Genomic DNA, 25,846 nt, shown 5'->3' with positions numbered 1-25,846 from the left:
AAAACGCTATCCGTTTGATTCATTTAAGCAACAGTTTCAGACGGCCTGTTGATCATACCTTTGAACACAATGGCGATGGCCAACACCTGCACCGCCAATAACGCCCATACCACGCCATGCCAATCGGCAGCCTTAAATGCCAAACCGCACAGCCACGCGCCGAACGTGCCGCCGCTGTAATACGCCATGTAATACAAGCCCGATGCCAGCGAGCGGCCTTCTTTCACATTGGCGGCAATATAATTGATGGTCGCCGCCTGCGTGATGAACACACCCGAAGACATCAACACCAGCCCGACAATAATCACTGGCAAATCAGTCGCCAAAGTCAGCAACACACCTGTCATCGACACGCCCACCGCCAGCAAAATCGTTTTCACGCTGCCAAAATGCGTCATCAGTCTGGCCGATAAAGGCGTAATCACCATGCCGATAAGATACACGGCAAAAATGTTCGCCAAGGCACTACTGCTCAAGCGATACGGCGCATCGGCCAAATGCAGGTTGATGTAGGTAAAGCAGCCCACCAAGGAAAACAGCACGCAGCCGCCCAACGAACATGCGGCAAACACATAGCGGTTGTGCAAATGCGATTTGAGCGTATTCAAGGCCGTCTGAAAATTCGGTTTCGGCACAAAATTCTGCGATTTAGGCAACTGCTTCCACACAAACACCGCGCAAGCCAAGCTCAACACCGCCATCACATAAAACGCCGTGCGCCAGTCGAACCATTCCGTCAGATAACCCAACAGAAAACGACCGAGAAAGCCACCCAATACCGTGCCCGACACATACATCGTCATCAGCTGCACGACTTCGTTTTGAGTAAACTCTTCGCCGATATAGGCAATCAGCACCACCGTAATTCCCGGCACCGCCAAGCCCTGCAAAAAACGCAACAGCGTAAATATTTCAATATTCGGCGACCACGCCAGCAGCATGGTCGGCAAAGCCAGATAAATCAGCGACCCGACCACAAACAGCTTGCGCCCGAAGGCATCCGACAACATGCCCATAAACGGCGACATCAAAGCCACGCCCAACACCGTCGCCCCCACCGACAAACCCGCCTGCACCGCCGTGGCATTCAGCTCCGCCATCAACACGGGCAACACCGCCTGCACGGAATACACCTGCAAGAATGCCGACATACCGGTCAGCAAAATAGCGGTTTTTAAAAGGCCGTTCAGTTTCATGATAGAGTTCTTTGCGTGTGTTTTTATGTTGGTATTTTAGTCTATTTATTTGAATTATTTTATTTTTTATCCGACCTCCGCCTAAGTGGAAGCCGGTTGTTCTCTAATAAACAGGCCGTCTGAAAATCAACACCGGCCTGTTCAGACGGCCTCAGCCCATTTTGCGCCCGCCGCCAATGTTTGCCGATAAATCGGGCAACGCTCGTCATGCGCACCTTTTAAATAACCGGTACTCATCAAAAATTCACCGACAATTTCGCCGCCAACAAATTTGAAATGCTGCTTAAACAATTTCACCCACGCTGCTTTCTCGCGCGGATGATGGGCATCGAGCCAGTTTTTAAACGAACCGTATTCGGCCTGCAAACGCAAAATCGCGCGCGCATTATCAATAGCCGCATTGATTTTCAAACGGTTGCGCACAATCCCTGCATCGCTCAACAGTCTTTCGATATCGTGTTCATCAAACGCCGCTACTTTGGCAATATCAAAACCGGCATAGGCCGTCTGAAACGCGTGCTGCTTCTTCAGCATCAGCGTCCAATTCAAACCGGCTTGGTTGATTTCCAAAATCAATCGACCAAACAACGCATTGTCATCATCAACGGGAAACCCGTATTGATGATCGTGGTAATGCTTGTTCGGGTCGTCGGTATCGGGCGGCAGGCTGTTGGCGAAATCGCAATAATTCATGGTGTTTCTTTAATGCACAAAGGCCGTCTGAAAAAGTAGTTTGTTTTCAGACGGCCTTTTACAGCGGATTAATTGACTTCGTTAGCGTATTGCTCGGCAGTCAGCAAGCCGTCTAAATCAGCCGGATTAGCCGGTTTGATTTTGAAGAACCAGCCTTTGCCATATGGATCGCTGTTGGCAGTTTCCGGTGCGCTTGGCAAATCATCGTTGACGGCCACAATTTCACCGGCAATCGGGGCGTACACATCGGATGCGGCTTTCACCGATTCCACCACACCGGCTTGTTCTTCAGCCGCCAAGTTGGCGCCGACTTCAGGCAATTCGATAAACACGATGTCGCCCAACAATTCTTGCGCGTGATGGGTGATGCCGACCGTTACCGTGCCGTCGGCTTCTTTGCGCAACCATTCGTGGCTGGCGACGTATTTCAATTCTGCTGGGATATTGCTCATTTTGTGTTCTCCAAAAGTAGGTTAGGTTAAACTCTGACATTATTTTTCACATTTTCCGGTCGCTTCGTTGTAGCTGCCGCCCTGATCCAAACAGCGGTCTTTGGCATCGCAGCCGGCTAAATTCAGGCATACCGAAAAAATCAGTAAAAAAATGATATTTTGTTTCACTTATTGTGCTTCCACTATTTTTCAGACGGCCTCACTCATCATTAGGCCGTCTGAAACTTAATCAGTCAAACTGTTTCTGACCGTTGCGTACAAACGGCAGTTTCAATACGCGTACATCCACTTCCTTGCCGCGAATCAATACTTTAGCCGCTTCGCCGTCAAAATCTTTCGGCACACGTGCGATGGCGATGGATTGCTTCAGGCTTGGGGAAAACACGCCGCTGGTGGTGATGCCGTTACCTTTGTCGGTGACCACTTCCATGCCTGCGCGCAACACGCCGCCTTTATCCAGCAGCAGGCCGACTTGTTTCACCGCCACGCCTTTTTCTTTCAACGCAACCAGAGCAGCCTTGCCGACAAAATCGCGGGCTTCGTCTTTTAAATCCACCGTCCAGCCCATACCGGCTTCGAGCGGGCTGGTGTCGTCATCCATATCGTTGCCGTACAGGTTCATGCCTGCTTCCATGCGCAAGGTGTCGCGCGCACCCAAACCGCAAGGCTGCACGCCTGCCGCTTGCAGGGCTTTGAAAAATTCAGATGCTTCGGTTGCCGGTAAAATCACTTCCACGCCGTCTTCGCCGGTGTAGCCGGTGCGGGCAACAAACCAATCACCGCCGAAATCATGGCCTTGGAATGGTTTGAGCGCGTTTACCTGCGCCGCCCATTCGGGTTTGACGCTCAATAATTTCTCAACCGCTTTCGGACCTTGTACAGCCAGCATCGCCAAATCGGTGCGCGGCGTTAAGTTTACGCCGAAGGCTTGGCCGATTTTTTGGAATTGGGCGCTGTCTTTTTCGCGGGTCGCACCGTTGGACACAATACGGTATTGCGTTTCGGCTTCGTTCATGCGGTAAACGATTAAATCATCGATAACGCCGCCGTTGTCGTTCAGCAAAGCAGAATACAAGGCTTTACCAACAAAGGCTAATTTATTCACATCGTTGGCCAATAATTTGCGGAAAAAGGCTTTGGCTTGTTCGCCGGCCACATCGGTAACCAGCATATGGGATACGTCGAACATACCGGCATCGGTGCGCACGGCTTCGTGTTCGGCGATTTGCGAACCATAATTCACAGGCAATTCCCAGCCGGCAAAATCAACCAGCTTGCCGCCTGCTTCGATATGGTTTTGATGAAAAGGGGTGATGTTGGGGGCAGTCATATCAAGTTCTCCAGTATATTAGCGTCATCGCACGTTGCTGTTTTTATCTGCGCGTATGACCCTATCTGTCCTTGAACCTGAGATTTTCGGCGCCGTGTCGTTTCGACCGCAATCTGCTCATTGCGCGCCATTTGGCAACGGGTGTCTGAATGGTGGTTCAGACGGCCTTCTCCCCTTCGGTGGGCATGATGCAATATCGTGCCGCTCTCCAGATGTTTTATTTCAACGAGCAGTCCTTTTACCTGAGCGATTTAAGGGCATCTGCGCCTTCGGTGGCTGCCGGTAGTTGGATCAGCAGCGCTCTCCTGCACGTTTTTTGATTATGGCGTGATTCTTTTTTCGGGGCAAGCATTCTTTGGGATTATTTTTATGCAACCTATTAACAACAAAATATTAATAGCATGATTAAATTAATTTTGCCCGATTTTCGGTTTTTAACACAGATTATTTTTGTAAAGATTATTTTATTGAACTATTGTATGTTAAGTTTATTTAGCTTAAGATTATAAAAAACTGTTATCCTTCATTTTTTTTAACACGCAGGCCACACGAATAAAGGGAGATAATAAATGGCTCAAATCACTTTGGATAAAACAGACCTTAAAATTTTACAGGTTTTGCAGGAAAACGGCCGCCTGACCAATGTCGAGCTTTCCGAACGTGTTGCCCTCTCTCCTTCTCCGTGTTTACGCCGTCTGAAACAATTAGAAGATGCCGGCATCATTCGCAAATATGCGGCTTTATTGTCGCCGGTTGCCGTTGAATTAGGCTTACAAGCATTTATCCGCGTTTCCATCAGCAAAGCGGCTGATGCGCGTGATGATTTTTCGCAAGCAGTGCAAAACTGGCCTGAAGTGTTGAGCTGCTTTGCGCTGACCGGTGAAACCGATTACTTGCTGCACGCCTTTTTCACCGATATGAACGCGTTCTCCCATTTTGTTCTGGATACCCTATTGTCACACCACGGCGTGCAAGATGCACAATCAAGCTTTGTGCTGAAAGAAATCAAAAACACTACCGCCCTGCCGCTGTCGCATTTGCAGCAAGACTAAAAGAAAATATTCCTATTTAAATATATTCTTCTCAAAGCAACCGTTTGTCCTTATAGAAGCTTAAACAAATACTTTAACGAGTTCACTTCAAAGAAAATGGCTCAGTAGCTGAGGCCGTCTGAAATGTTCAGACGGCCTTTTCTTTGTGGTGCAATACAGCCAAAGTGCGCCGTATTTTTCTGTATTTTAACATTCAGCCACCCGAAGGTGGCTGATTTACGCTGGGCAAACAGCGCGGTTATTGTTACCTGTTTCAGCACGCAGCCACCCGAAGGTGGCTGGTTCTACACATCCCATGTTTGAAGCTTAGGACGCAGTTTCAACACACAGCCACCCGAAGGTGGCTGGCGGCGCAAGAGATGATGGAGATGGGGTAATAAATATGTTTCAACACACAGCCACCCGAAGGTGGCTGGTGCCGCTGTTGCGCTCACTGTATGAATCGGCGGTGGTTTCAACACACAGCCACCCGAAGGTGGCTGGTCACCGCATCTGCGATGGCTTCGACGGCTTGCAGTTTCAACACACAGCCACCCGAAGGTGGCTGGGCCTAAGGTTAGCGACCGATATATTCGTAATGGCGGTTTCAACACACAGCCACCCGAAGGTGGCTGGAGGCGAAAACTACACCATCGATACGGTGAGCGGTGTTTCAACACACAGCCACCCGAAGGTGGCTGGCGCGGCGATTGCGCCGAAACCCGCCGAAACGCGGTTTCAACACACAGCCACCCGAAGGTGGCTGGGTCTGAATTTCAGACGGCCTGTTTGATTAAGACGTTTCAACACACAGCCACCCGAAGGTGGCTGGTAAAAATAGCTCCGACAAAAATCATCCAAGCAGCAGTTTCAACACACAGCCACCCGAAGGTGGCTGGGTGGCGGCGAAGGTGCTTTATTGGCTTTCACGCTGGTTTCAACACACAGCCACCCGAAGGTGGCTGGACCAGCTTATCGGTAACGGTAGCCGGTTGGACGCAGGTTTCAACACACAGCCACCCGAAGGTGGCTGGGCGGTTGGACGGGCGTGTCGGTTACGCGCAGCGTAGTTTCAACACACAGCCACCCGAAGGTGGCTGGATTTTTTCATGAGTTCGGCAAACACACTGCCGGGTTTCAACACACAGCCACCCGAAGGTGGCTGGAGAGGACGAAGACGAGCATGAAATGCTGGTCGGCGTTTCAACACACAGCCACCCGAAGGTGGCTGGATCCACCATGCGGCAGACGTTTCTGCTTCTATTGTTTCAACACACAGCCACCCGAAGGTGGCTGGATCACGCGACTTTGCGGCCGATGTTAAAAAAATTGTTTCAACACACAGCCACCCGAAGGTGGCTGGTTAAGCGGCTGCGTGTTGAAATTAAGATTGGTGAGGTTTCAACACACAGCCACCCGAAGGTGGCTGGGCCTACCACAACAACCAACCGCCTACGGGCAGATGTTTCAACACACAGCCACCCGAAGGTGGCTGGGATTCTGAAGCCGATAATGCCGAATTTGGGCGTGGTTTCAACACACAGCCACCCGAAGGTGGCTGGGACATCGCTACTGCTTTGAATAAACGTTTTATTCTTGTTTCAACACACAGCCACCCGAAGGTGGCTGGTGGCCTGGACAAAACGCGCGTTTCGTTCGTCGGCGTTTCAACACACAGCCACCCGAAGGTGGCTGGAGCTCCGCATTTTTGAGCAAAATCAACATCGTGCAGTTTCAACACACAGCCACCCGAAGGTGGCTGGCTACCAGTCCGAAAACATCGACTACGTTGTCGAGGTTTCAACACACAGCCACCCGAAGGTGGCTGGGCAGGCGAACCATTGCCGAGGCGCATACAACCAAGTTTCAACACACAGCCACCCGAAGGTGGCTGGGGATGGCGCGGCCTCGTCAGCCCAATGGTTTAATGTTTCAACACACAGCCACCCGAAGGTGGCTGGTCTTGCTGCCATCGTTTCCGCCGTTGCCGGTGTGTTTCAACACACAGCCACCCGAAGGTGGCTGGCTGTTTTGCTGTTGACCGGATGGTCGGTGTCGAAGTTTCAACACACAGCCACCCGAAGGTGGCTGGCAAAGTTTTACGGCTTGGCCGCCGGTGAAATTGAAGTTTCAACACACAGCCACCCGAAGGTGGCTGGCCCACTGCATTAACCCACGGCGTTTTCAAACAAGTTTCAACACACAGCCACCCGAAGGTGGCTGGCGTAGTATTCATAGGCTTTTTTCGGGCCACCAACTGTTTCAACACACAGCCACCCGAAGGTGGCTGGTTGCACCAAGCCGACAAAGTCATCGTCCATCTGTGCGTTTCAACACACAGCCACCCGAAGGTGGCTGGCTTCCGGCGTGTCAATGTAGTCAAAATGGTTGCTGCCGTTTCAACACACAGCCACCCGAAGGTGGCTGGTTTCCCAAATCTGCCGCTGAAAAGCCTCCGGCGGGTTTCAACACACAGCCACCCGAAGGTGGCTGGTGAGCTTGCACGATGTGGCGGCGTTTGCCGACAATGTTTCAACACACAGCCACCCGAAGGTGGCTGGGATGATGACGGCAATCCGGTCATCGCAACGTATGTTTCAACACACAGCCACCCGAAGGTGGCTGGAAGTAGGAGGGAGGAGAAATGCAAATTACTGTAGCAGTTTCAACACACAGCCACCCGAAGGTGGCTGGATGTGGCGGCATAAAAAAAAGCCAGTCCCGAAGGAGTTTCAACACCCAGCCACCCGAAGGTGGCTGGGTGTGCGGATTGAGAAAGAATTTTTGAATTAGAAATGTTTCAACACACAGCCACCCGAAGGTGGCTGGTGATACTGTCATTCCACCTCCTACAAGATTAAGGGGTTTCAACACACAGCCACCCGAAGGTGGCTGGCATGTCGTTGATTGCTCGCTGCTGGGCTTCTCGGGTTTCAACACACAGCCACCCGAAGGTGGCTGGGGCCGTCTGAATTTCAGGCGGCCTTACTTTATGGGTTTCAACACACAGCCACCCGAAGGTGGCTGGAAAGAGGTGGACGCCGAGAGCTGGGTTGGTGTGGTTTCAACACACAGCCACCCGAAGGGGGCTGGATTTCAACCGGTCGGGCGGCCACACCATGCCGATGTTTCAACACACAGCCACCCGAAGGTGGCTGGCTTTGGGAAATGCGTGCTGCTGAGAGCGAACCGTGGTTTCAACACACAGCCACCCGAAGGTGGCTGGGGGCTCCCCCTGCTTACCGGCTCGGCCAGCTTGGAGTTTCAACACACAGCCACCCGAAGGTGGCTGGGTGCAGTGACTGATTGGTAAATGCATAGTTTGAAGAGTTTCAACACACAGCCACCCGAAGGTGGCTGGACACACATGTCCCTAAGGTCATGCCCGATGGCAAGTTTCAACACACAGCCACCCGAAGGTGGCTGGTTGTCGAAGCCGCAGCAACAAGCGGTTAAGGCATTGTTTCAACACACAGCCACCCGAAGGTGGCTGGGTAGGCAAGCAGACCATCACAAGCGCGATGGTCGATGTTTCAACACACAGCCACCCGAAGGTGGCTGGGCCCCAACACGCGTTTCCGCCCATGCCGAAACCTGTTTCAACACACAGCCACCCGAAGGTGGCTGGCTTCGGTTGCAGCTATCGAAACAACAAACCAAAGGTTTCAACACACAGCCACCCGAAGGTGGCTGGGTTACGTGCTGCCAAATCCCGTATTGGTCAAAACGTTTCAACACACAGCCACCCGAAGGTGGCTGGGCACGCAACTGACCGCCCTGCTGAATAGCAATCAGGTTTCAACACACAGCCACCCGAAGGTGGCTGGATTACCGCATGGCAGGAACGTGCGGCATGGGTATGTTTCAACACACAGCCACCCGAAGGTGGCTGGGTAAGATTTAAGGGGATGGCATGTATCGAAGCGTAGTTTCAACACACAGCCACCCGAAGGTGGCTGGTCAAAACAACAAACAATCACGATTCAATTTAAAAGTTTCAACACACAGCCACCCGAAGGTGGCTGGGTGGTGTTAACCTATTAGTGGATAGTGAATACCTTGTTTCAACACACAGCCACCCGAAGGTGGCTGGGAAGTAGCTAGAATTAACTTCCAATTTGGTGAGGGTTTCAACACACAGCCACCCGAAGGTGGCTGGTTCACTCAATTCAGAATATGCGCCCATTTCCATTTGTTTCAACACACAGCCACCCGAAGGTGGCTGGAAAGACTGTTGCAGACAACGACAAAGCCCGAGCGGTTTCAACACACAGCCACCCGAAGGTGGCTGGCAATCGTTGAAGTTTGACCGACAACTCGGTTGGCGTTTCAACACACAGCCACCCGAAGGTGGCTGGCTGTATCGTATTCAAAATTATGAGGGCGGAATGAGGTTTCAACACACAGCCACCCGAAGGTGGCTGGTACAGCGCTCCTGAAGGCTATTAGGTTTGAACTTGTTTCAACACACAGCCACCCGAAGGTGGCTGGAACCTTATCAAGGCGGTTTAAAACCGTCTTGAGTGTTTCAACACACAGCCACCCGAAGGTGGCTGGTTGAAAGCAACTCGTCACGTCACCAGTGCAGATGTTTCAACACACAGCCACCCGAAGGTGGCTGGTTGCCTATTCCCGAAGTAACAAACCGATTCGGAATGTTTCAACACACAGCCACCCGAAGGTGGCTGGCTCATGCGGGAAGAAGGTGATAACTACAGACTGGTTTCAACACACAGCCACCCGAAGGTGGCTGGGCACAGGTTGCGGAAATCATTGATTTATTGGGTGTTTCAACACACAGCCACCCGAAGGTGGCTGGGTATCAGTCAACCAGAGCAGCTGCCGAACAAGAGGTTTCAACACACAGCCACCCGAAGGTGGCTGGGACAGCGAGACGTCGCCCGCCATGGTGGCGTGGAAGTTTCAACACACAGCCACCCGAAGGTGGCTGGCTGCATTATTCGCCGAGGCTTGGATTTTCGTGTCGGTTTCAACACACAGCCACCCGAAGGTGGCTGGCATTTCCGCGCGTTGCTTGAGAAATTGAGCATGGTTTCAACACACAGCCACCCGAAGGTGGCTGGTGTGAACATGATGACGGTTTATCTGCACGGGAACTTGTTTCAACACACAGCCACCCGAAGGTGGCTGGAGGAAAAAGTAACCAGACCACCTAAGGGCGAATTTGTTTCAACACACAGCCACCCGAAGGTGGCTGGGATTGACTTTATCTATTCAGGTAATCTTTCCGCTGTTTCAACACACAGCCACCCGAAGGTGGCTGGCTGCTGATGTACAATTTAGCATCGCTAATGCGGTTGTTTCAACACACAGCCACCCGAAGGTGGCTGGCTGTGGTCGGTTCGGACTGCTGCTCTCGTCAACACGTTTCAACACACAGCCACCCGAAGGTGGCTGGGTATGTGCGCCGCCAATCTTGTAGCCTAGGGCAATGTTTCAACACACAGCCACCCGAAGGTGGCTGGCAGTGATTGGTTGGTAAATGCGTAGTTTGAAGAGTTTCAACACACAGCCACCCGAAGGTGGCTGGGGGTCACCATACACACGCAGCGCCACCTGGCAGGTGTTTCAACACACAGCCACCCGAAGGTGGCTGGCGCTGCAAGGCGGGGTTGATGTTGAGTTCGTTGAGTTTCAACACACAGCCACCCGAAGGTGGCTGGTATTATGAAGTGGTTGTACCTCAGATTCCTGAAGAGGTTTCAACACACAGCCACCCGAAGGTGGCTGGGTGGGAGTGGTGGCGGGTATAAATCCCCCCTTACGGTTTCAACACACAGCCACCCGAAGGTGGCTGGATGATGTCGTACATTGAGGTGTTACCAGTGGTATAGTTTCAACACACAGCCACCCGAAGGTGGCTGGTCGGGAAGGCAACCCTAGGTGTTGGACTAAGGACTGTTTCAACACACAGCCACCCGAAGGTGGCTGGCTGTTTCCGATCTGCATGGAGAGATGCTGTATGAAGTTTCAACACACAGCCACCCGAAGGTGGCTGGAGCCCCTTGTACAATCCTTACCAATCAAGGCAGATAATGCACTGATTCGCTAGCGTTATTCAAGAGAGCCGAAAAAATTATAGCACACTCCTGCAAAAGGCATTAATCAAAAATAAGTCCTCATTTTTAAAGAACATTTCTCAATCGCTAACTTCCTGATGATTTCATGAGAACCAGTGGTCAGCGATTCAGATAATCAATGTATCTTGGAAAATATCCACCGCCGGTTTGGCGCCGTGATGTTCGACTTTTCTGCGCCATTTGCTGCCCAAATGGTAAAAGCGTAAGCTGTCTGTTTCGGGGTTGTAGGTTTTGAGCAGTTTGTCTTTGAGCACGACCCATTGATCGGGGGCAATGTCGCATTCGAATACCGAAAATTGCACGCGCACGCCGTAATCTTGGCAGTGTTTGGCGATTCGCCGCAATCTGGCTTGGCCTTGCGCATCTTCCAATGAAATATCGTAAGTAATCAGCATTAACATCAATCTTTCCCTATTAATCAACAGCAGAGGCCGTCTGAATATTGTTTCTTCCACTTATTTTCAGACGGCCTAAAGCATACCCTGCCTAACGCATTAAAAATGGCGGATATTCGGCCAAATCGCCACGCAAATGTCTGGCCAACAGCATGGCCTGAATATGCGGTAGTAAACCGATTGCCACTTCTTCCTGCAAAAAAGGATGAAGAATTTTTTCCTGTTTCTTTGCCTGCAGGGTTTGAAATAATAATTTGCGCGCCTCAGCCTTTAAAACTACTGCGCCGCCTGCTTCACGGGTAAAATCCTGCGGCTTGATTTGGCCGCGGTTAATCAGCGACAACACCAACCTATCCGCCCACCAAGCGCGGAATTCTTCTAAGATGTCTTGTGCCAAACTGTCGCGCCCCGGCCTATCCACATGCAAAAAGCCCACTTGCGGATCCAGCCCCACGCCTTGCAGCGCACCACTGATATCTTTGCCTAAAATACTGTATGTAAATGATAACAACGCATTGACTTCATCGCGCGGCGGGCGGCGGTTGCGGCCGTCGAACACAAAACCGCTTTTTTCATTAACCAAATGCTGAAACACCCCAAAATAACGCGCCGCCGCATCGCCTTCAATCCCGCGTATCACATCCAAATCATGGGCAAGCTTCAATTGCTGCACGCTGAAATTCAAAGCCGTAATGGCCGTCTGAATATCGGCATTCTCCCCATGATTGCGGATTTGACGTTGCAACACCCGCTTAGTGGATTGAATTTTGGCAGCGATAATGTTACGCGCAATCGGTACAGGATCGCTTTCCGACCGCCGATACTGCGCTCGCCTCAGCAACACATTGCCACTCTGTCGCCCCTGCAAGCGCCCTAAAAACCGCCCATTTTCGGTAAAAAACGCCAAATTGACGTTATTTTCACCACAAAACCCCATTAAAAAAGGCGACACCAGCACATTACCGAAACAGAAAATATGCCCGATGGAATGAATCGGCAACTGCGCCACTTTTTTACGCTCTTGCTCCACGACCAAGGTTTCCCGTTCTTTATGAAGATAAGAGCCTTGCGTGGTGATGTAGAGAGTGTTTTGGAGTTTTTTCATTTAGCTTTCTCCAAATAACGCTTCTGTATATTTTACCGACCGATCCTGCCCAAACAATTTCGGTTCACAAATATCCAACAGCGAACATGCCTGACAATGTTTACCGTATTCTGCCAGCGGCGTTTGCCCGCTTTCCAGTAACGCCCGTACCTGTTCGATCGCTGCCAGCGTTTGTGCCCTGAGTCCGTCTGAAAACAATACAGGCACGCGATGACGGGTTTGCATATACCACAATGCCCCTTCATCAATCGACTGCCCGGTCATTTCTTCCAAACACAAAGCTTGGGCGCATAATTGAATCTCGTCCATCGCCGTCGGCTTTGGTTTGCCGCGCTTGTACTCCACAGGTTTCAGACGGCCTGTTTGCAAGTCGTGTTCCACCATATCGACAATACCACTCACGCCCAACTTTTCTGCCGACACATGCACGCTGCGCTCAAAGCGCACGCCTTTGCGGGTTTCCGGCTCGCCCGAATCGACACGCTCATGCAAAGTACGCCCTTGCGCGGTGAGAAAATTCTCTGCCCACACCTGCTCATTGTGAATCAATGCGCATTGGCGCGGGCAAAAGGCGTAATGCTGCAGGGCGGATAGGGAAATCTGACGTTGGTCATATTCTTTATTCTGCCCTGCTGCTGGGATTTGCGTAGTGGATGGCAAATCAATCGACATTTAGAAACCTTCAATTTCCTGTGGCTGCAATCCTTCAAGATTCTCCAGTTGGTAACTTCCGTCAGGATTTACCGTTAAGCTACCGTGTACTTTGGCAGATGAATATTGGCCTGATTTGCAGTTGTGTTCCCACCAAATCAGTTTCAATACCTGCATTGAACCTTCAGGACGGGCGGAAGATGCGTCGCCTTCAAACAGTTTGGTGAGCACGGCTTTGATTTTGTCAGCGTCTTCGTCAGAAAAACCGGTGCGTTCGGCAAGTTGCGGCGACATGGCACCGAAGGCAACGTAAATTCCGCTGTCCACGCGGTGTTTCATGCCCATGGTGTCCGAGCTTTTTTTCACATCACTGTCTCCATCACCATTTACACTTTTGGTGATTTGTGTACTAGTAATGTTTATCGGTTCTATACTGAATGCCGAATGAATGGTTACAGGCCCCCTTACAGCGATTGAAACACCCCCCTCATCCTTTCCACTAAAAGCAAATACTTGCCCAAAGCTACGAACATCTACCCATTTTTTACAAGCCTCATGTGCAATTTGGTCTTTTTTCAATTCTTCTTTATCATTACTTTTTAGGTATTTAATAAAAGCATCGTAACGATTTTTCAAACTCCCCATTCCATCATCTTTGCGTTCATTAGCCTGAACAAAAATTCTTTCGTCACTGTCTTGTAGACGGTCGCGAATTTTGCGTTTTAAACAAACATCGGTCATTTCGCCGATTCCGGCAAAATCGGTACGCGGGCGGTTGCCGTTTAAGGGATCTCCGTTGGGATTGGCATTGGTTACTTTAAGAATCAGGGCGAAATCGATTTTTTTAGTTAAAGACATTTTATTCATCTCCATAAGGGGGTTAATGGGTTTCGGTTTGCTCTTGTTCATCTTGTTCAGACGTGGTATTTGAGCTGTTGCGGTAAGCCATTTTTTGGCTGTGATAACCAAGCAGAAATTCGCCGTCCAACGGTTTGTCCAGCGGGCTGTTCAATTCGTTCAGTGCCGACATAATTTCATCAATCTCTTTTTCCCGATTGCGTAAAAATCCTATATAGCGGTTGCTGCGCAGGCGGTTTTTGTAGGGTTCGAGTCCGAGCTCGATTTGCAACCAAGTGCTTAGAGGACGCACAGCAAAACGCTGCATATACCTTTCGGCGTTAGTTGATCGATTTTCATCGGCAATTTTTAAAGCCTTACTTTCCAATTTTTCCGCCACCGCCAATAATCTGCCGAACAGATAATCGCGCGAACGGTTTTCTTTGTCTAAACTCATAAGGTAAATTCTCCGTTGTGATAAATCATGATGACGGGCGCGCCAGCCTTTATATAAGGCGCAGGCGACACCGATATTGCGTTGCCAGTTTGTATGACGAATTTTTTCTCCATCTTCAGGGCGATGATGTGCATAAGGGTTGCAGGCCGTCTGAAAGCTTTTCTGTACCAAATCGTATGGGATCGGCGCTTGTCTGCCGCCGGCAATCACAGGTAATAATCGGGCGTAGAGCTGTTTTTTCAGGGTATCGCTCAATGCCTTTCCGTAAACGGCGTGGCCGATGTCAAAAGGCGAAGGCGGCAGTACCGGCCAGATTTGTTTGTCGTTTTTTTTGCTGTTTTTCTTTTCAATACTGAGGCGTTGATACCAGGCAAAATCGTCTACCCATGCGTCTAGATTAGCGAAGTAATCAGCAGGCAGGAATTCTTGATAGTAAGTTAATGCCATGCGACCATCCGTTGATTTATCTACCATTAACAAAGAAATTTGCTCATGCTCTTCCAGTTCGGCTTTATAACCATGCAGTTTTTTCTTGATAATTTCTGCTGCCGGCTTCCCAACATTACTTGACCAATCTTTGCTTGAAGTTTTTTCTTCAAACAGCATATCAATTTCAGTTTCACTTTCAACCGCACTCGTATCTAAATTGTCCCAGTCAATCACACCAAAAGAATCTTTCATCGGGGAGGGAATTTCTTTACCGCTAATTGCCCAAGCAACTGTTTTTTGATCACCATTGCTGAGACCTTGACGTTTTATCAACCATTTCAATATATTGAATGCCTTTTGAGAAACATCTCTTCCCAAAGTCACAGCCTGGCTACCTAGCTCAGATTTTTCTCCATTGTCTTTATCTCCATAAAACCTGCCCCGAAAAGTAAATCCGGTATCATCATTAGCAGAAACTAATTTGGCATTACCGTCGATTTTCGGATATGCCTCTACCGGATAATCTTCTTCTCCGGTTACGTAACATAACGCTTTATTTTTATTGCCTTGTTCAGATTGATTTTCTTGGTATTTAATCCATTGGTTCTTGATATTACCTTTGCTCCATAAATCGGAATGAGGGTCATCAGGCATTTCCACTGCCCATACGATCGTCAGACCAAACGGATCATCTTTAACAGATAACAGAATATTATCTTCAAAAGAAAAATATTTTTTCTCGATCAAATCTTCAATCAGCGAACCTTTTTGGATATACCGCAAGACAATGTTTATCTCCTGCAAATGGCTAAACTCAGCCCAATCGGATAGTTGCTTCTCATAAAATTCAAAGCAGCTTTGATATTTTGCTTTTTCCGCATCGACAAATTTTTGTTTTTCCTCGTCAGTGCCTGCAAGAAATTCTTTCCATTTTTTGCCATTGGTTTTTTCCGCTATTTTGGAAAGATATTCAATCGTCAAATATCGTTTTGCGGTCTTGGCGATATATTGCAAACCATCGTGTAACGCGTATGCTGCAATCGTTGTTCCGGAACGTTTTGACGATTTTTCAGTTACTTGAATAGGAACCTGCTTTTTGCCTTCAAACCGTTCTGCCCGCACCAATTCCGCCTTGTCGTTTAGAACAATTTTCAAGTGAACCGCTTTGGACAGATGAAAAGGCAATGCTAATTCTTCATCATCCAATCCTTGGTTTTGGACAAATTCATACGTCCGATACAGTTTCTGCATCCAGCTCATAATCCCAACTCCTTAGTCTCGTCTTCCACAGGCTTCACGTTTTCACCGCGTTTAAACGGTTTTTCGGGTTTCATTTTTCGGATAAAGCGGGTTTTCAGGCTGCCCGAAACGTCATTCACGCTTGGGAACTCAATCTTGCCGCGCTGCATACCGGCATTCCAAAAGCGGCTGATCAGCTCATGTTTGCCCGTTTCTTCCGGATAGCCGAAGCTGTGGAACATCAACCCGAAATCCAGATTGTCGATTTCATCGTAAAAGCCTTTACCTGAACCGAATTCACATGGTTCGACATAGCCCTGACAATCGCGGGTGCCGAGGAAAATATCCTGTCGACCACCACGATGGAGCATTCGTTCGGCAATCGCGGTATGTTTGCCTTCATTACGGTCGCCTTTGAGTTCTTCCCAGTTTTCGTTCCAGGTAAAATGCGCTTCTACCTGATATTCCACGTCTTGCAGAAAGGTGTAAATCGCCAGTGTGTTGCCGCCGTTCCAATCCAGCGGTTTGGTGGATTTGCTTTGGGTACGGATCGCTTTCATCACCCGCACGCGGTCGATGTGCCAAATCAGGGTCGGTTTCCAGTAAATGCTTTTTAAAATGCCTTTAAGCGCTTCATAAGTCGGCACTTGATAACTGAATTTTTCGCCGCCGATTTTGGTGACGGGGTCGGTAAACAACGCCTGCCGTCCCCAGACACGGAAGCAGAACGGTTTACTGCGGAATGTATTTTTGTTGTTCATCACATTTCCTTAAATCACAATTCATAAAAAGTCATCGCACCGACTTCATCGACGGACAAGCCGTATTCGTCGCTGTAATAACGATCTTTTAAATAATAAATACCCAAGCCGGCCTGCACTTCCTGCACGGCTTGTTCTTTTTCCAGCTTTTCCCACACATTCGGAAATACGTTCACGCTGTAACGCTGCGCTTTGGTCAAAGTGCGGCACATTTCTTTCGGATTCCAGGCGCCGCACAGTTCGGCGATTAAATTTTTGCCCTTGCTATAAGGCACGATAACTGCGCGGGTCGGTGCGTCAATCGCCTGAAAGGCTCTCCCCGCACTTTTGAACGACTGCATCAGCAACGGTAATTTAGGGCGGCGTTTGTCGTTTTTCGCGGCATAGGCGTTTAAACGGTTATCGGAAAGCCAGTCTAACAGGCTGCCTGAAGTGCTGCCTTTAACCGTATAACTCATCTCGTTGCTGCGACTATAAAAATAGTATTCAAAATACTGCCGCATGGCATCAGGCTGTAAAATATCCTGTTCGGCGAATTCGCGCAGTACGCGTTCGGCATTTTGCTGCCCTTGGTCAATATCGGGCAGTACCCGTGCCAAATTCGGCTCTTGCAGGTTCAGCACATACACCTGCCCTTTGCCCGCTTTCTCACCATGACGGTTACAACGCCCCGCCGCTTGAGCTATGCTGTCCAGCCCGCCCAAGGCTCGAATCACACAACTCATGGAAATATCCACCCCCGCTTCAATCAGCTGGGTGCTAATGCAAATCACGGGTTGTTTGTTTTTCAGACGGCCTTTGATTTCATCAAAGATGGCTTTGCGGTGTACCGAACATTGATTAGTGCTGAGATGAAATAAGGCTTCGGGCGGTACATCCTGCCGTTGGCAATATTGATACAGCTCCTGCGCCCATTTTTTGGTATTGACGATAAAAAGGCAGCTTGAGGCCGTCTGAAACTGTTCCAGCAAGAATGCACCGGCTTCATCCGTCGACCAACCGCCCGCCTTTGGCTTATAGTGAATTTCCACGCGCGATAAATCATCAAATAATTGATTCAGCGTTTTGTTCCGTCCCATAATTTCCGCATTTTCCGCCAGCTTTAACGCCCCCAAATCGGATTTGTGCAATTTATCCAGTAATGGCTGGGTTGCCGTGCACAATACCGCACTAGATTTGCCGAATTGCGTCAGCCAGTTCAGCACATTGCAAAACAGATGTACGCACTTCACCGGCAAGGTTTGGATTTCGTCAAAAATCAGTACACTTTTTGTCATCGCATGCACATGCCGCACACCACGCGTACCGCCGCCGAACCAGGCATCCAGAAACTGCACCATGGTGGTGAAAACAATCGGCTTGTCCCAGTTTTCCGAAAGCAGTTTGTCTTGCCAGTTTTGCTGTTCGGGTTCAAGGTTGGAATGGTGTTCCAGCACCCAGTCTTCGCCCAAAATCTCTCGCACGGCAGAAGCATTCTGGTCAATAATGGACGTGTAGGGAATGATGTAGATAATACGGTCAAGACTGTGCTTTTTCGCATGGTGAAGGGCGTAACGCAGACTGGCCAATGTTTTACCGCCGCCTGTCGGCACGGTTAAAGTGTAAATGCCTTGAAGATCATTTGCACGCTCTAGGCAAGTGGCGGAAATCTCACGGCGGATTTCATCAATCGGATAACGGATTTCAAAATTTGCCAAATGCGTTTCCAATTTATCAATGGCTTGCTGCCAATCAGGGGATTGATTCAGGCGGCGTAAGTCTTTCTGCTCCTCCCGTTCAAAATCGGCGCTGTTGATGCGGTCGGCATCAATCAGACAACTAAACAGGAAACGGGTTAAACAGCCGAGATAGAATTCTTTGATTTTGTCGTTACTGTCAGGGTTCTTACAAATGGCGGCAAGCGGCTTTAATAGCGATTTCACCAAATTTTCGCCTGCCAGTTCTTCCGCCCGTATTTTTACCACCTTATCAACACGTTGTTCGCATTCGCTTAAATGGGTCAATGCATCTTCTTTATCAAAGCGTTTTTGCCACACCGCTTCACCGTTCATGCTTAAACAGTCAATCAAGCCTTCGCCGTGATGCGAAGCAATACACAAGCCCAATATTTGCCCGACCAACTCGCCGATTCCGTTTTGTGCCCCGAATTTTTTCAAACGGCGGTAAATCCATTGCGCCCCAGCTGTAGAATGGTCAATTTTTTTCCCATTAGGCAACACATAATCATTATCCGCATCAGGATCCTGCTTGGTAACTGCGCGGATATATTCTTGAAAAGCACTAGAATATTTTCCAAAATCATGCATTAAACCCATCAATGCCCCTGCTTCAGACAATTCCAGCTTTTTTGCCAAAGCCTGAGCAATCTCTGCCGTTTCAATCAAATGAGTTTCAACCGATTGCACGGCTTTATCAGATTGCCGCACATGCGCAATAGCTTGTTTCACTTCCCTCCTCCTTTCAGCTAATATTCAAACAATCCCAGACATTCATACCAAATCATTGTAACTGTTTGCCCCGTGATTTTCATTATAAATATAACAAATAAATAAAATTTAAAACACATAAAAAAGCCGTCTGAAAATCTCTTTTCAGACGGCCTCATTTACTTATTTCAATCAGCTTGCTGCACGATAATCCGCGTCGGCTTTTTCGAATTTCTCAATCACTTCGCGGCTAGGCTCTTTGCCCATCAGTGACACAATGTAAGTCACCAACCAGCAGGCGATAAAGCCCGGCACGATTTCGTACATGGTGGCCATGCCGGCGTTTTTGAGTGCCGGATTGGCAAACTCTGCCCACAATACCACCACAACAGCACCGGTAATCATGCCCCATAATGCGCCATTGGCGGTCATGCGTTTCCAGAATACGGATAAGATTACCACCGGGCCAAACGCAGCGCCGAAGCCTGCCCATGCGTAAGACACTAAGCCCAAGACTTTACTGTCGGGATTACCGGCAATCAGAATGGCAATCACGGCTACGGCCAATACCATGATGCGGCCGACCCATACCAATTCTTTTTGTTCGGCATCAGGGCGCAGGAAGCCTTTGTAGAAGTCTTCGGTAATCGCGCTTGAACACACCAGCAATTGGCAAGACAAGGTGGACATTACCGCTGCCAGAATCGCGCTCAAAATCACACCGGCGATCCATGGGTTAAACAATAAGGTGGCCAAGGCAATGAATACGCGTTCGTTGTTGCCTTCCATCGCAGCCACTTGTTCAGGATGACCGCCAAAATAGGCGATACCGAAATAACCTACGGCTACGGCACCGGCCAAGCAGACAATCATCCATGTCATGCCGATGCGACGGGCGCTTTTCAGCGATTGCACGTTTTCAGCCGCCATAAAGCGCGCCAAGATGTGCGGTTGGCCGAAGTAGCCCAAGCCCCATGCGGCGGTAGAAATAATGCCCAAGAAGGTGGTTCCGGCAAACAGACTGCCGTATTCTTTGCCGGTGGTTGCAGCTACGGCTTGCACTGCCGCGCTCATTTCTTCCGCACCGCCCAAGCTCAAATACACCATCACCGGCGTCAAAATCAGAGCGAACAGCATCAGGGTCGCTTGTACGGTATCCGTCCAGCTTACTGCCAAGAAGCCGCCAATAAAGGTGTAGGCAATGGTCGCACCCGCACCCAGCCAAATGGCGGTTTCGTAGCTCATACCTTCAAACAGGCTTTGGAACAAACGCGCACCGGCCACTACGCCTGAAGCGCAGTAAATAGTGAAGAAAAACAGAATAATAATCGCGGAAATCACTTTCATCGCTTGGCCTTTGGCGCCGAAGCGGTGGAAGAAATAATCCGGCAGAGTCAAGGCATTGTTGGCGTATTCGGTGTGCACGCGTAAACGACCGGACACAAACAACCAGTTCAGCCACGCGCCGATAGTCAAGCCGATGGCAATCCAAGCCTCACTCAAACCCACCGCGTAAATAGCACCCGGCAAGCCCATCAACAGCCAGCCCGACATATCGGATGCACCTGCCGACATCGCCGTCACATAAGGGCCTAAGCTGCGGCCACCGAGAATATAGTCGTCAAAGTTGCGGGTGGAAAAATAAGCGGCCAAGCCAATCAGCAACACCGCCACAAGGTATAAACCAAACGTGATATACATGGGATTCATGTTATCGCTCCTCATTTTTAATAAACTTACTTTTGATAAGCAGATTCAGATCTGGGCTTTTTTCTTTTGTTAAAAAAAACAACAACTTGGCTTTTATGCGTTTTTCATGCACATTCAAGACAAATTTATTTCATTTACAATTAGATATGTTTAAATTACATCAAGATTTGTAAATATTTGGTTTCAGCATACCGCAATTCCCGCGCCTTGCAAAGCGACCAGCCATGATTTTTTTGATAATCGAATAAAATCTATTCAATTTTATAAATAAAACAAATATTTACCGAAAAATCAACCGGCTTTATTTTCGCACCCAACATGAAACTATCTTCCTTGCTTTTAGCTAATTATTTGAAATAAAAAGTAATTGAACAACAGAAGCAATCTAAAATCTTTGCAAAACCTCTCTAAACGCCCGCGCATAAAAAACCTACGTATTCCCGCGCAGGCGGGAATCCATTTTTCAGCATAGCAAGCTATTGAATAAAACAAGGTTCTTAAACGTTGAGATGGATTCCCGCCTGCGCGGGAATGACGGCTAGTAGAGTTTTATTGGTATTCATGAGATTTTGTAAAGGTCTCAATCTTTGTGAAGCTTTTAAATTGACAAACAAGCCGTCTGAAACCCCATGGTTTCAGACGGCTTGTTATATAAATTCAACCCAATCAAACATCTTGCCGCACTTCGCAAGTGTTACCTAATGCCACCCAACTTTTGCCGCCGGGCAAAACAATTTCTGACACCAGCCTATCCATATCTTTCACATAAGCATCCGAATTCGGGCTGTTGATCATCACCACAATAATTTTAGGCTCTTTCCCCAGCCAATAGCCGGCCAGCGCGCGCACGTTTTTGAGTGTGCCAGTTTTCAAGCGCAGGCTGTCGCCGGCTTGTTTCAAACGCGTTTTCAGCGTGCCGTCGACACCGGCAATCGGCAGAGTGTTGATAAACTCGTCTTTATAGCGGCTGAAATAGGCTTGTTCCAATAATTGCCCCATCATTTTCGCGGTCACGCGTTCTTTGCGCGACAAGCCCGAGCCGTTTTCCAGCACCAAATTGGTGGTATCCACACCCGCCATGCCCAATTCCAGCTTCACCGCCGAATCAGCGCGGTGTAAGGCTTCATGTAAATCCTTGTCTTGCCCCAGTTTTAAAAACACCGAACGCGCAATCAGATTATTGGAAAACTTGTTCATATCCACCAAAATCTCGCTCAAAGGCTTGGATTGCAAGCTGGCTAAGGTCTTGGCTTCAGACGGCGTGGCCGCGACTTTCAGGCCGTCTGAAATCGAGCCGCCGCCAGCGCGCCATTGATTGATAAAACTGCGACGGGCGAAATCTTGCGACGTGAGCATGTTCACATACAAAGTCTCGCTCAAGCAGGTTTCCGGCACATTGCCGCTGATAATCAATGCGCCGCCGCTGTATCGTCCGCTCATGTAGCGGCTGATGGATTTGCATTCGGCAGCAGATGGGACAATGGTGGTTTGATTGTCGAGCTTGATATTAGGGAGCGGCGGATTGGTCGTCCACACAATATCACCCAAAGGACTGCGTTCGCCCTTCACCGCCACCACTTTATACGCCAAGCGGTTGGGGTCGGGCGGCGTCATGTAGGTCTCGGCTTCGTCGGCGGCAAATTCCTTGCTGTTTCTGATGTCGCCCCACAGGCTGCGGTCGAGCACCAGTTGTCCGGCAATATTGCGGATACCGCGGTCGCGCAATTGCTGCTGCAAAGCAATCAGGCCGTCTTGATCGAGCACCGGGTCGCCGCTGCCTTCCCAATAAATATCACCGTTGAGCGTGTCGCCAACAATAGGCGCCGCACTTTTGAAATGGGTCGTCCAGCGGTAATCTTTGCCCAAGGCTTGAAACGCGGCAAACGCGGTCACCAGTTTCATGGTGGAAGCCGGATTCACCGACACGCCCGAGCGATGGTCAATCTGCACTTTGCCCGTGTCCAAATCCTGCACATACACCGAAATTTCATCGGCAGGGATTTTTCCGAAGTTTAAGGCCATAGCGGGTAACGAGAAGGCGGTGAGCATGAAAAGAGTAAGGCTTTCGCGTAATTTCATTGTGATTTCAAGAGATTGTTTTGGGTAAAACGGCAATATTATAAGCCATTCAGACGGCCTGAGTCTTGGTTTACATAAAAAGGCCGTCTGAAACGCATAAAGCATTTCAGACGGCATCCCCAGCAAAGCCGCATATTCTACACTGCGGCTTTGCGTTTCAGACGGCCATCCCAAACGCCGTCTGAACAAGCTACAACTGATTCAGCGGAATTTTCAGATAGCGCACGCCGTTGTCTTCCGGTTGCGGTAATTGGCCGGCATTAATATTGGTCTGCACCGACGGTAAAATCAGGCGCGGCATGGCCAATGTGGCATCGCGCTCATCGCGCATTTTGATGAACGCGGCTTTGTCAGTACCTTGTTTGACATGGATATTACTGCATTTTTGTTCACCCACAGTGGTTTTGGCAATGTATGTCGTTCGCTCTTCCGGCGGATAATCATGGCACAAATACAGCTCGGTTTCATCAGGCAACGCCAGCAAACGCTGTATGGAATCATACAAATCGCTGCTGCTGCCTTTGGGGAAATCGCAACGCGCGGTGCCGACATCGGGTGCGAACAAGGTATCGCCGACAAACACCGCCGTTTTCAGGCCGTCTGAAACCAGATACGCCATGTCGGCAGGGGTATGTCCCGGCACATGGATCGCCTTGATGCGCAAGCTGCCTAAACACAGTTCGCTGCCCTCTTCAGTTAGAATATCGAATTGACGTGCATCGGTTTTGAAATCATCGCCCAAATTAAACAAGGGCTTGAATACTTTCTGCACTTTTTCAATGTGTTTGCCGATGACCAAACGCCCGCCCAATTCGCGCTTTAAATAAGGCGCCGCCGATAAATGGTCGGCATGGGCGTGGGTTTCGATGATATATTCAAGCTGCAGCTGGTTTTGCCGCACAAAATCAATCAGTTTATCGGCATTATCATAAGAAACACGGCCGGCTTTAGGGTCAAAATCCAATACCGGATCGATAACGGCACACAGCTTGCTGCCTTCGTCGGTCAAAATATGGCTGAAGGTTTCTGTATCGGGATCCAAAAACGATTTTATCTGCATGGTCATGTTTTTCTCCTGATTGATTTCATCACGGAACCATTATATTATATTTTTATTATATATAAAATAAAAAATTCTTAGACTTTGTTGAGATTCACTATGCCTTTATCTTTTCTACCTGATTGGCTGCGCCGCTACGACCGCCGCTGTCTGAGCCAAGATATTATGGCCGGACTGATTGTCGGCATCATCGTGATTCCGCAAAGCTTGGGTTATGCCGCGCTGGCAGGTTTGCCGCCGGTGTATGGTTTATACAGCGCGATTGTGCCGGTGTTGGTGTATGCGTGGATTGGTGCGAGCAATGTCAATGCGGTGGGGCCTGTGGCGGTGACCGCCATCATGACCGCCCATGCACTGCAAAACTACCAACATCTGTCGCCAGAGCAATATGCGCTCTTGGCCGGATTTTTGGCTTTGCTGATGGGCGCATTATTGTGGCTGGCTTCGCTGTTTCGCTTGGGTTGGATTACCCGCTTTATCAGCCAAGGGGTCACGGCCGGTTTTGTCACCGGCGCATCGGTTCTGGTTTTTATCAGCCAAATCAAATTTTTAGTCGGTATTAACCTTTCCGGCAGCACCATCATCGATTACGCCTTAGCCTTTCTCAACCGCATTCACACGCTGCATTTGCCGACATTGATGGTCGGTGCGCTGGCGTTTGGCCTGTTTTTTATCAACCGCTATTATCTCAACCGCTGGTTATCACATTGGCTTGCACCCAAAACCGCCCAATTCATCGTGCGCCTGCTGCCTTTAATCATCATGATTGCGGCGGTGGTGTTTAGTTTGATATTGGATTTCCAACACCGCGGCATTGCCGTGATCGAGCATGTGCCGGCCAAGCTGCCACATTTTGTGCTGCCATTTTCAGGCGGCCTGCATGATGTGTTGAACCAAGTCATTCAGCTTTTGCCCACTGCCGCCTTGATGGCGCTGATTACCTTTATATCCAGCAATTCCGTGGCCGCCAGTTGCGCGCGCAAACGGCAGGAAGTCTTCGACACCAATCAGGAATTGAAAGGCTTGGGCTGGGCGAACATGATTGGCGCGTTTTTCCAAAGTTTCCCTGTAGTCGGCGGCTTCTCGCGCACGGCGGTGAATGTCGATGCCGGTGCGCAAACGCCGTTAGCCAGCATCATTTCAGTCGGTGTCATGGCAGCTTTTTTATTGCTGCTGACCGATTATCTCGAGCCTTTGCCCTATGCCGTATTGGCGGCCAACATCATGGTGGCGATTCTCAGCATGATGGATTGGGACACGCTCAAACGCGCCGTCCGCAGCGACAAAACCGATGTCGCCGCATTTCTGACGGCCTGTTTCGGCGTGTTGCTGTTTGGTTTGAATATTGGTTTGGTATTGGGGATTTTGGTGTCGTTTGCCGGTTTGATTTGGCAATCAAGCCATCCGCATTTAACCGTTGTCGGCCAAACGGCAGACGGCCATTTCCGCAGCATCAAGCGCTACGCAACCACGCAATACACTAGCCTGCTGATTGTGCGCATCGACGAAAGTATGTTTTACGGCAACGCCCAGCCAGTCCGCCATTATTTGGAACGTACCCTTGCCGAAAAATCCGACTGCAAACATTTGATTTTAATGCTTTCTGCCGTGAATAACATCGACTTAACCGCACAAGAAATGCTGCTCGCGCTCAATTATGATTTGCAAAAACAGCAAATTTCGCTGCACTTTGCCGACATCAAAGGCCCGTTGGCAGACAAGCTGCAGCATTCGGTGATGATCAAAAGCCTCTCCGGCAGCGTTTTTGTCAGCACTGCCGAAGCGGTCGATACCCTGTTAAAAGAAGAAAGCGTGTGGTCACCGATGATTTGAATATCATTGAATCAAGCAAACAAGGCCGTCTGAAGATTCAGACGGCCTCGTTTTATCTGTC

Annotated in this window: 17 protein-coding genes, 1 CRISPR repeat array and 1 riboswitch; of the genes, 2 read left to right on the top strand and 15 right to left on the bottom strand. The window is 49.4% G+C overall.

The window, feature by feature from the left end; genetic code table 11:
• Positions 1–23: 23 nt before the first annotated feature.
• The 5 genes from ACM67B_RS02630 to gcvT all read right to left on the bottom strand — a co-directional run bounded on the left by ACM67B_RS02630 (position 24) and on the right by gcvT (position 3,671).
• The gene (locus tag ACM67B_RS02630) at positions 24–1,196 is read right to left on the bottom strand and encodes an MFS transporter (protein ID WP_416190037.1); all 1,173 of its coding nucleotides are present in this window, start codon (positions 1,194–1,196) and stop codon (positions 24–26) included.
• A gap of 141 nt (positions 1,197–1,337) precedes the next feature.
• Positions 1,338–1,889 (bottom strand): DNA-3-methyladenine glycosylase I, encoded by a 552-nt coding sequence (locus ACM67B_RS02625; protein WP_416190036.1) that lies wholly within the window; start codon positions 1,887–1,889, stop codon positions 1,338–1,340.
• A gap of 68 nt (positions 1,890–1,957) precedes the next feature.
• The gene (gcvH, locus tag ACM67B_RS02620) at positions 1,958–2,341 is read right to left on the bottom strand and encodes a glycine cleavage system protein GcvH (RefSeq protein WP_416190035.1); all 384 of its coding nucleotides are present in this window, start codon (positions 2,339–2,341) and stop codon (positions 1,958–1,960) included.
• Between the two features lie 39 nt (positions 2,342–2,380).
• The gene (locus tag ACM67B_RS02615) at positions 2,381–2,509 is read right to left on the bottom strand and encodes a hypothetical protein (protein ID WP_416190034.1); all 129 of its coding nucleotides are present in this window, start codon (positions 2,507–2,509) and stop codon (positions 2,381–2,383) included.
• Between the two features lie 61 nt (positions 2,510–2,570).
• Complete coding sequence (gene gcvT / locus ACM67B_RS02610; protein WP_416190033.1) at positions 2,571–3,671, bottom strand: glycine cleavage system aminomethyltransferase GcvT; 1,101 nt, start codon at positions 3,669–3,671, stop codon at positions 2,571–2,573.
• Between the two features lie 220 nt (positions 3,672–3,891).
• A riboswitch (glycine riboswitch) is annotated at positions 3,892–3,989 on the bottom strand.
• 251 nt (positions 3,990–4,240) lie between these two features.
• On the opposite strand from gcvT, the gene ACM67B_RS02605 reads away from it, so the two are divergent.
• Positions 4,241–4,723, top strand: a complete 483-nt coding sequence (locus tag ACM67B_RS02605) for an Lrp/AsnC family transcriptional regulator (RefSeq protein WP_095502869.1) — start codon at positions 4,241–4,243, stop codon at positions 4,721–4,723.
• 183 nt (positions 4,724–4,906) lie between these two features.
• Positions 4,907–10,722: a CRISPR direct-repeat array (repeat unit 32 nt; unit sequence GTTTCAACACACAGCCACCCGAAGGTGGCTGG).
• A 188-nt stretch (positions 10,723–10,910) separates the two neighbouring features.
• On the opposite strand, the gene cas2 is transcribed toward ACM67B_RS02605, so the two are convergent.
• From cas2 to ACM67B_RS02555, 10 genes are all read right to left on the bottom strand, one after another.
• Entirely contained in the window at positions 10,911–11,204 is a 294-nt protein-coding gene (gene cas2 / locus ACM67B_RS02600) for a CRISPR-associated endonuclease Cas2 (protein ID WP_100563183.1), read from the bottom strand.
• An 85-nt stretch (positions 11,205–11,289) separates the two neighbouring features.
• The gene (cas1c, locus tag ACM67B_RS02595) at positions 11,290–12,303 is read right to left on the bottom strand and encodes a type I-C CRISPR-associated endonuclease Cas1c (protein WP_416190032.1); all 1,014 of its coding nucleotides are present in this window, start codon (positions 12,301–12,303) and stop codon (positions 11,290–11,292) included.
• Positions 12,304–12,975 carry a CRISPR-associated protein Cas4 gene (gene cas4 / locus ACM67B_RS02590; RefSeq protein ID WP_416190031.1) on the bottom strand — a complete coding sequence of 224 codons (672 nt, stop codon included), beginning with the start codon at positions 12,973–12,975 and terminating at the stop codon, positions 12,304–12,306.
• Positions 12,976–13,812, bottom strand: coding sequence for a type I-C CRISPR-associated protein Cas7/Csd2 (gene cas7c / locus ACM67B_RS02585; RefSeq protein WP_416190030.1), 837 nt, complete (start codon positions 13,810–13,812; stop codon positions 12,976–12,978).
• Positions 13,813–13,834: 22 nt separating this feature from the next.
• Complete coding sequence (gene cas8c / locus ACM67B_RS02580; protein WP_416190029.1) at positions 13,835–15,937, bottom strand: type I-C CRISPR-associated protein Cas8c/Csd1; 2,103 nt, start codon at positions 15,935–15,937, stop codon at positions 13,835–13,837.
• The gene (gene cas5c, locus ACM67B_RS02575) at positions 15,934–16,677 is read right to left on the bottom strand and encodes a type I-C CRISPR-associated protein Cas5c (RefSeq protein WP_416190028.1); all 744 of its coding nucleotides are present in this window, start codon (positions 16,675–16,677) and stop codon (positions 15,934–15,936) included. The genes cas8c and cas5c overlap by 4 nt, the downstream gene beginning before the upstream one ends.
• Positions 16,678–16,691: 14 nt before the next feature.
• Positions 16,692–19,124, bottom strand: coding sequence for a CRISPR-associated helicase Cas3' (gene cas3, locus ACM67B_RS02570; protein ID WP_416190027.1), 2,433 nt, complete (start codon positions 19,122–19,124; stop codon positions 16,692–16,694).
• Positions 19,125–19,295: 171 nt separating this feature from the next.
• Entirely contained in the window at positions 19,296–20,813 is a 1,518-nt protein-coding gene (putP, locus tag ACM67B_RS02565; RefSeq protein ID WP_416190026.1) for a sodium/proline symporter PutP, read from the bottom strand.
• A gap of 666 nt (positions 20,814–21,479) precedes the next feature.
• On the bottom strand, positions 21,480–22,892 hold the full coding sequence (gene dacB / locus ACM67B_RS02560; protein ID WP_416190025.1) for a D-alanyl-D-alanine carboxypeptidase/D-alanyl-D-alanine-endopeptidase: 1,413 nt from the start codon (positions 22,890–22,892) through the stop codon (positions 21,480–21,482).
• 190 nt (positions 22,893–23,082) lie between these two features.
• The gene (locus ACM67B_RS02555; RefSeq protein ID WP_416190024.1) at positions 23,083–23,958 is read right to left on the bottom strand and encodes an MBL fold metallo-hydrolase; all 876 of its coding nucleotides are present in this window, start codon (positions 23,956–23,958) and stop codon (positions 23,083–23,085) included.
• Positions 23,959–24,051: 93 nt separating this feature from the next.
• Between ACM67B_RS02555 and ACM67B_RS02550 the strand changes: the two genes are divergently transcribed.
• Positions 24,052–25,785 carry a SulP family inorganic anion transporter gene (locus ACM67B_RS02550; RefSeq protein ID WP_416190023.1) on the top strand — a complete coding sequence of 578 codons (1,734 nt, stop codon included), beginning with the start codon at positions 24,052–24,054 and terminating at the stop codon, positions 25,783–25,785.
• Positions 25,786–25,846: the final 61 nt, after the last annotated feature.

This window comes from Neisseria sp. CCUG17229 (genome assembly GCF_047839235.1).
Classification (GTDB): Bacteria; Pseudomonadota; Gammaproteobacteria; order Burkholderiales; family Neisseriaceae; genus Neisseria; species Neisseria brasiliensis.
The sequence above is the reverse complement of the archived record's forward strand: the minus strand, read 5'-3'. Positions and strand labels throughout refer to the sequence as shown.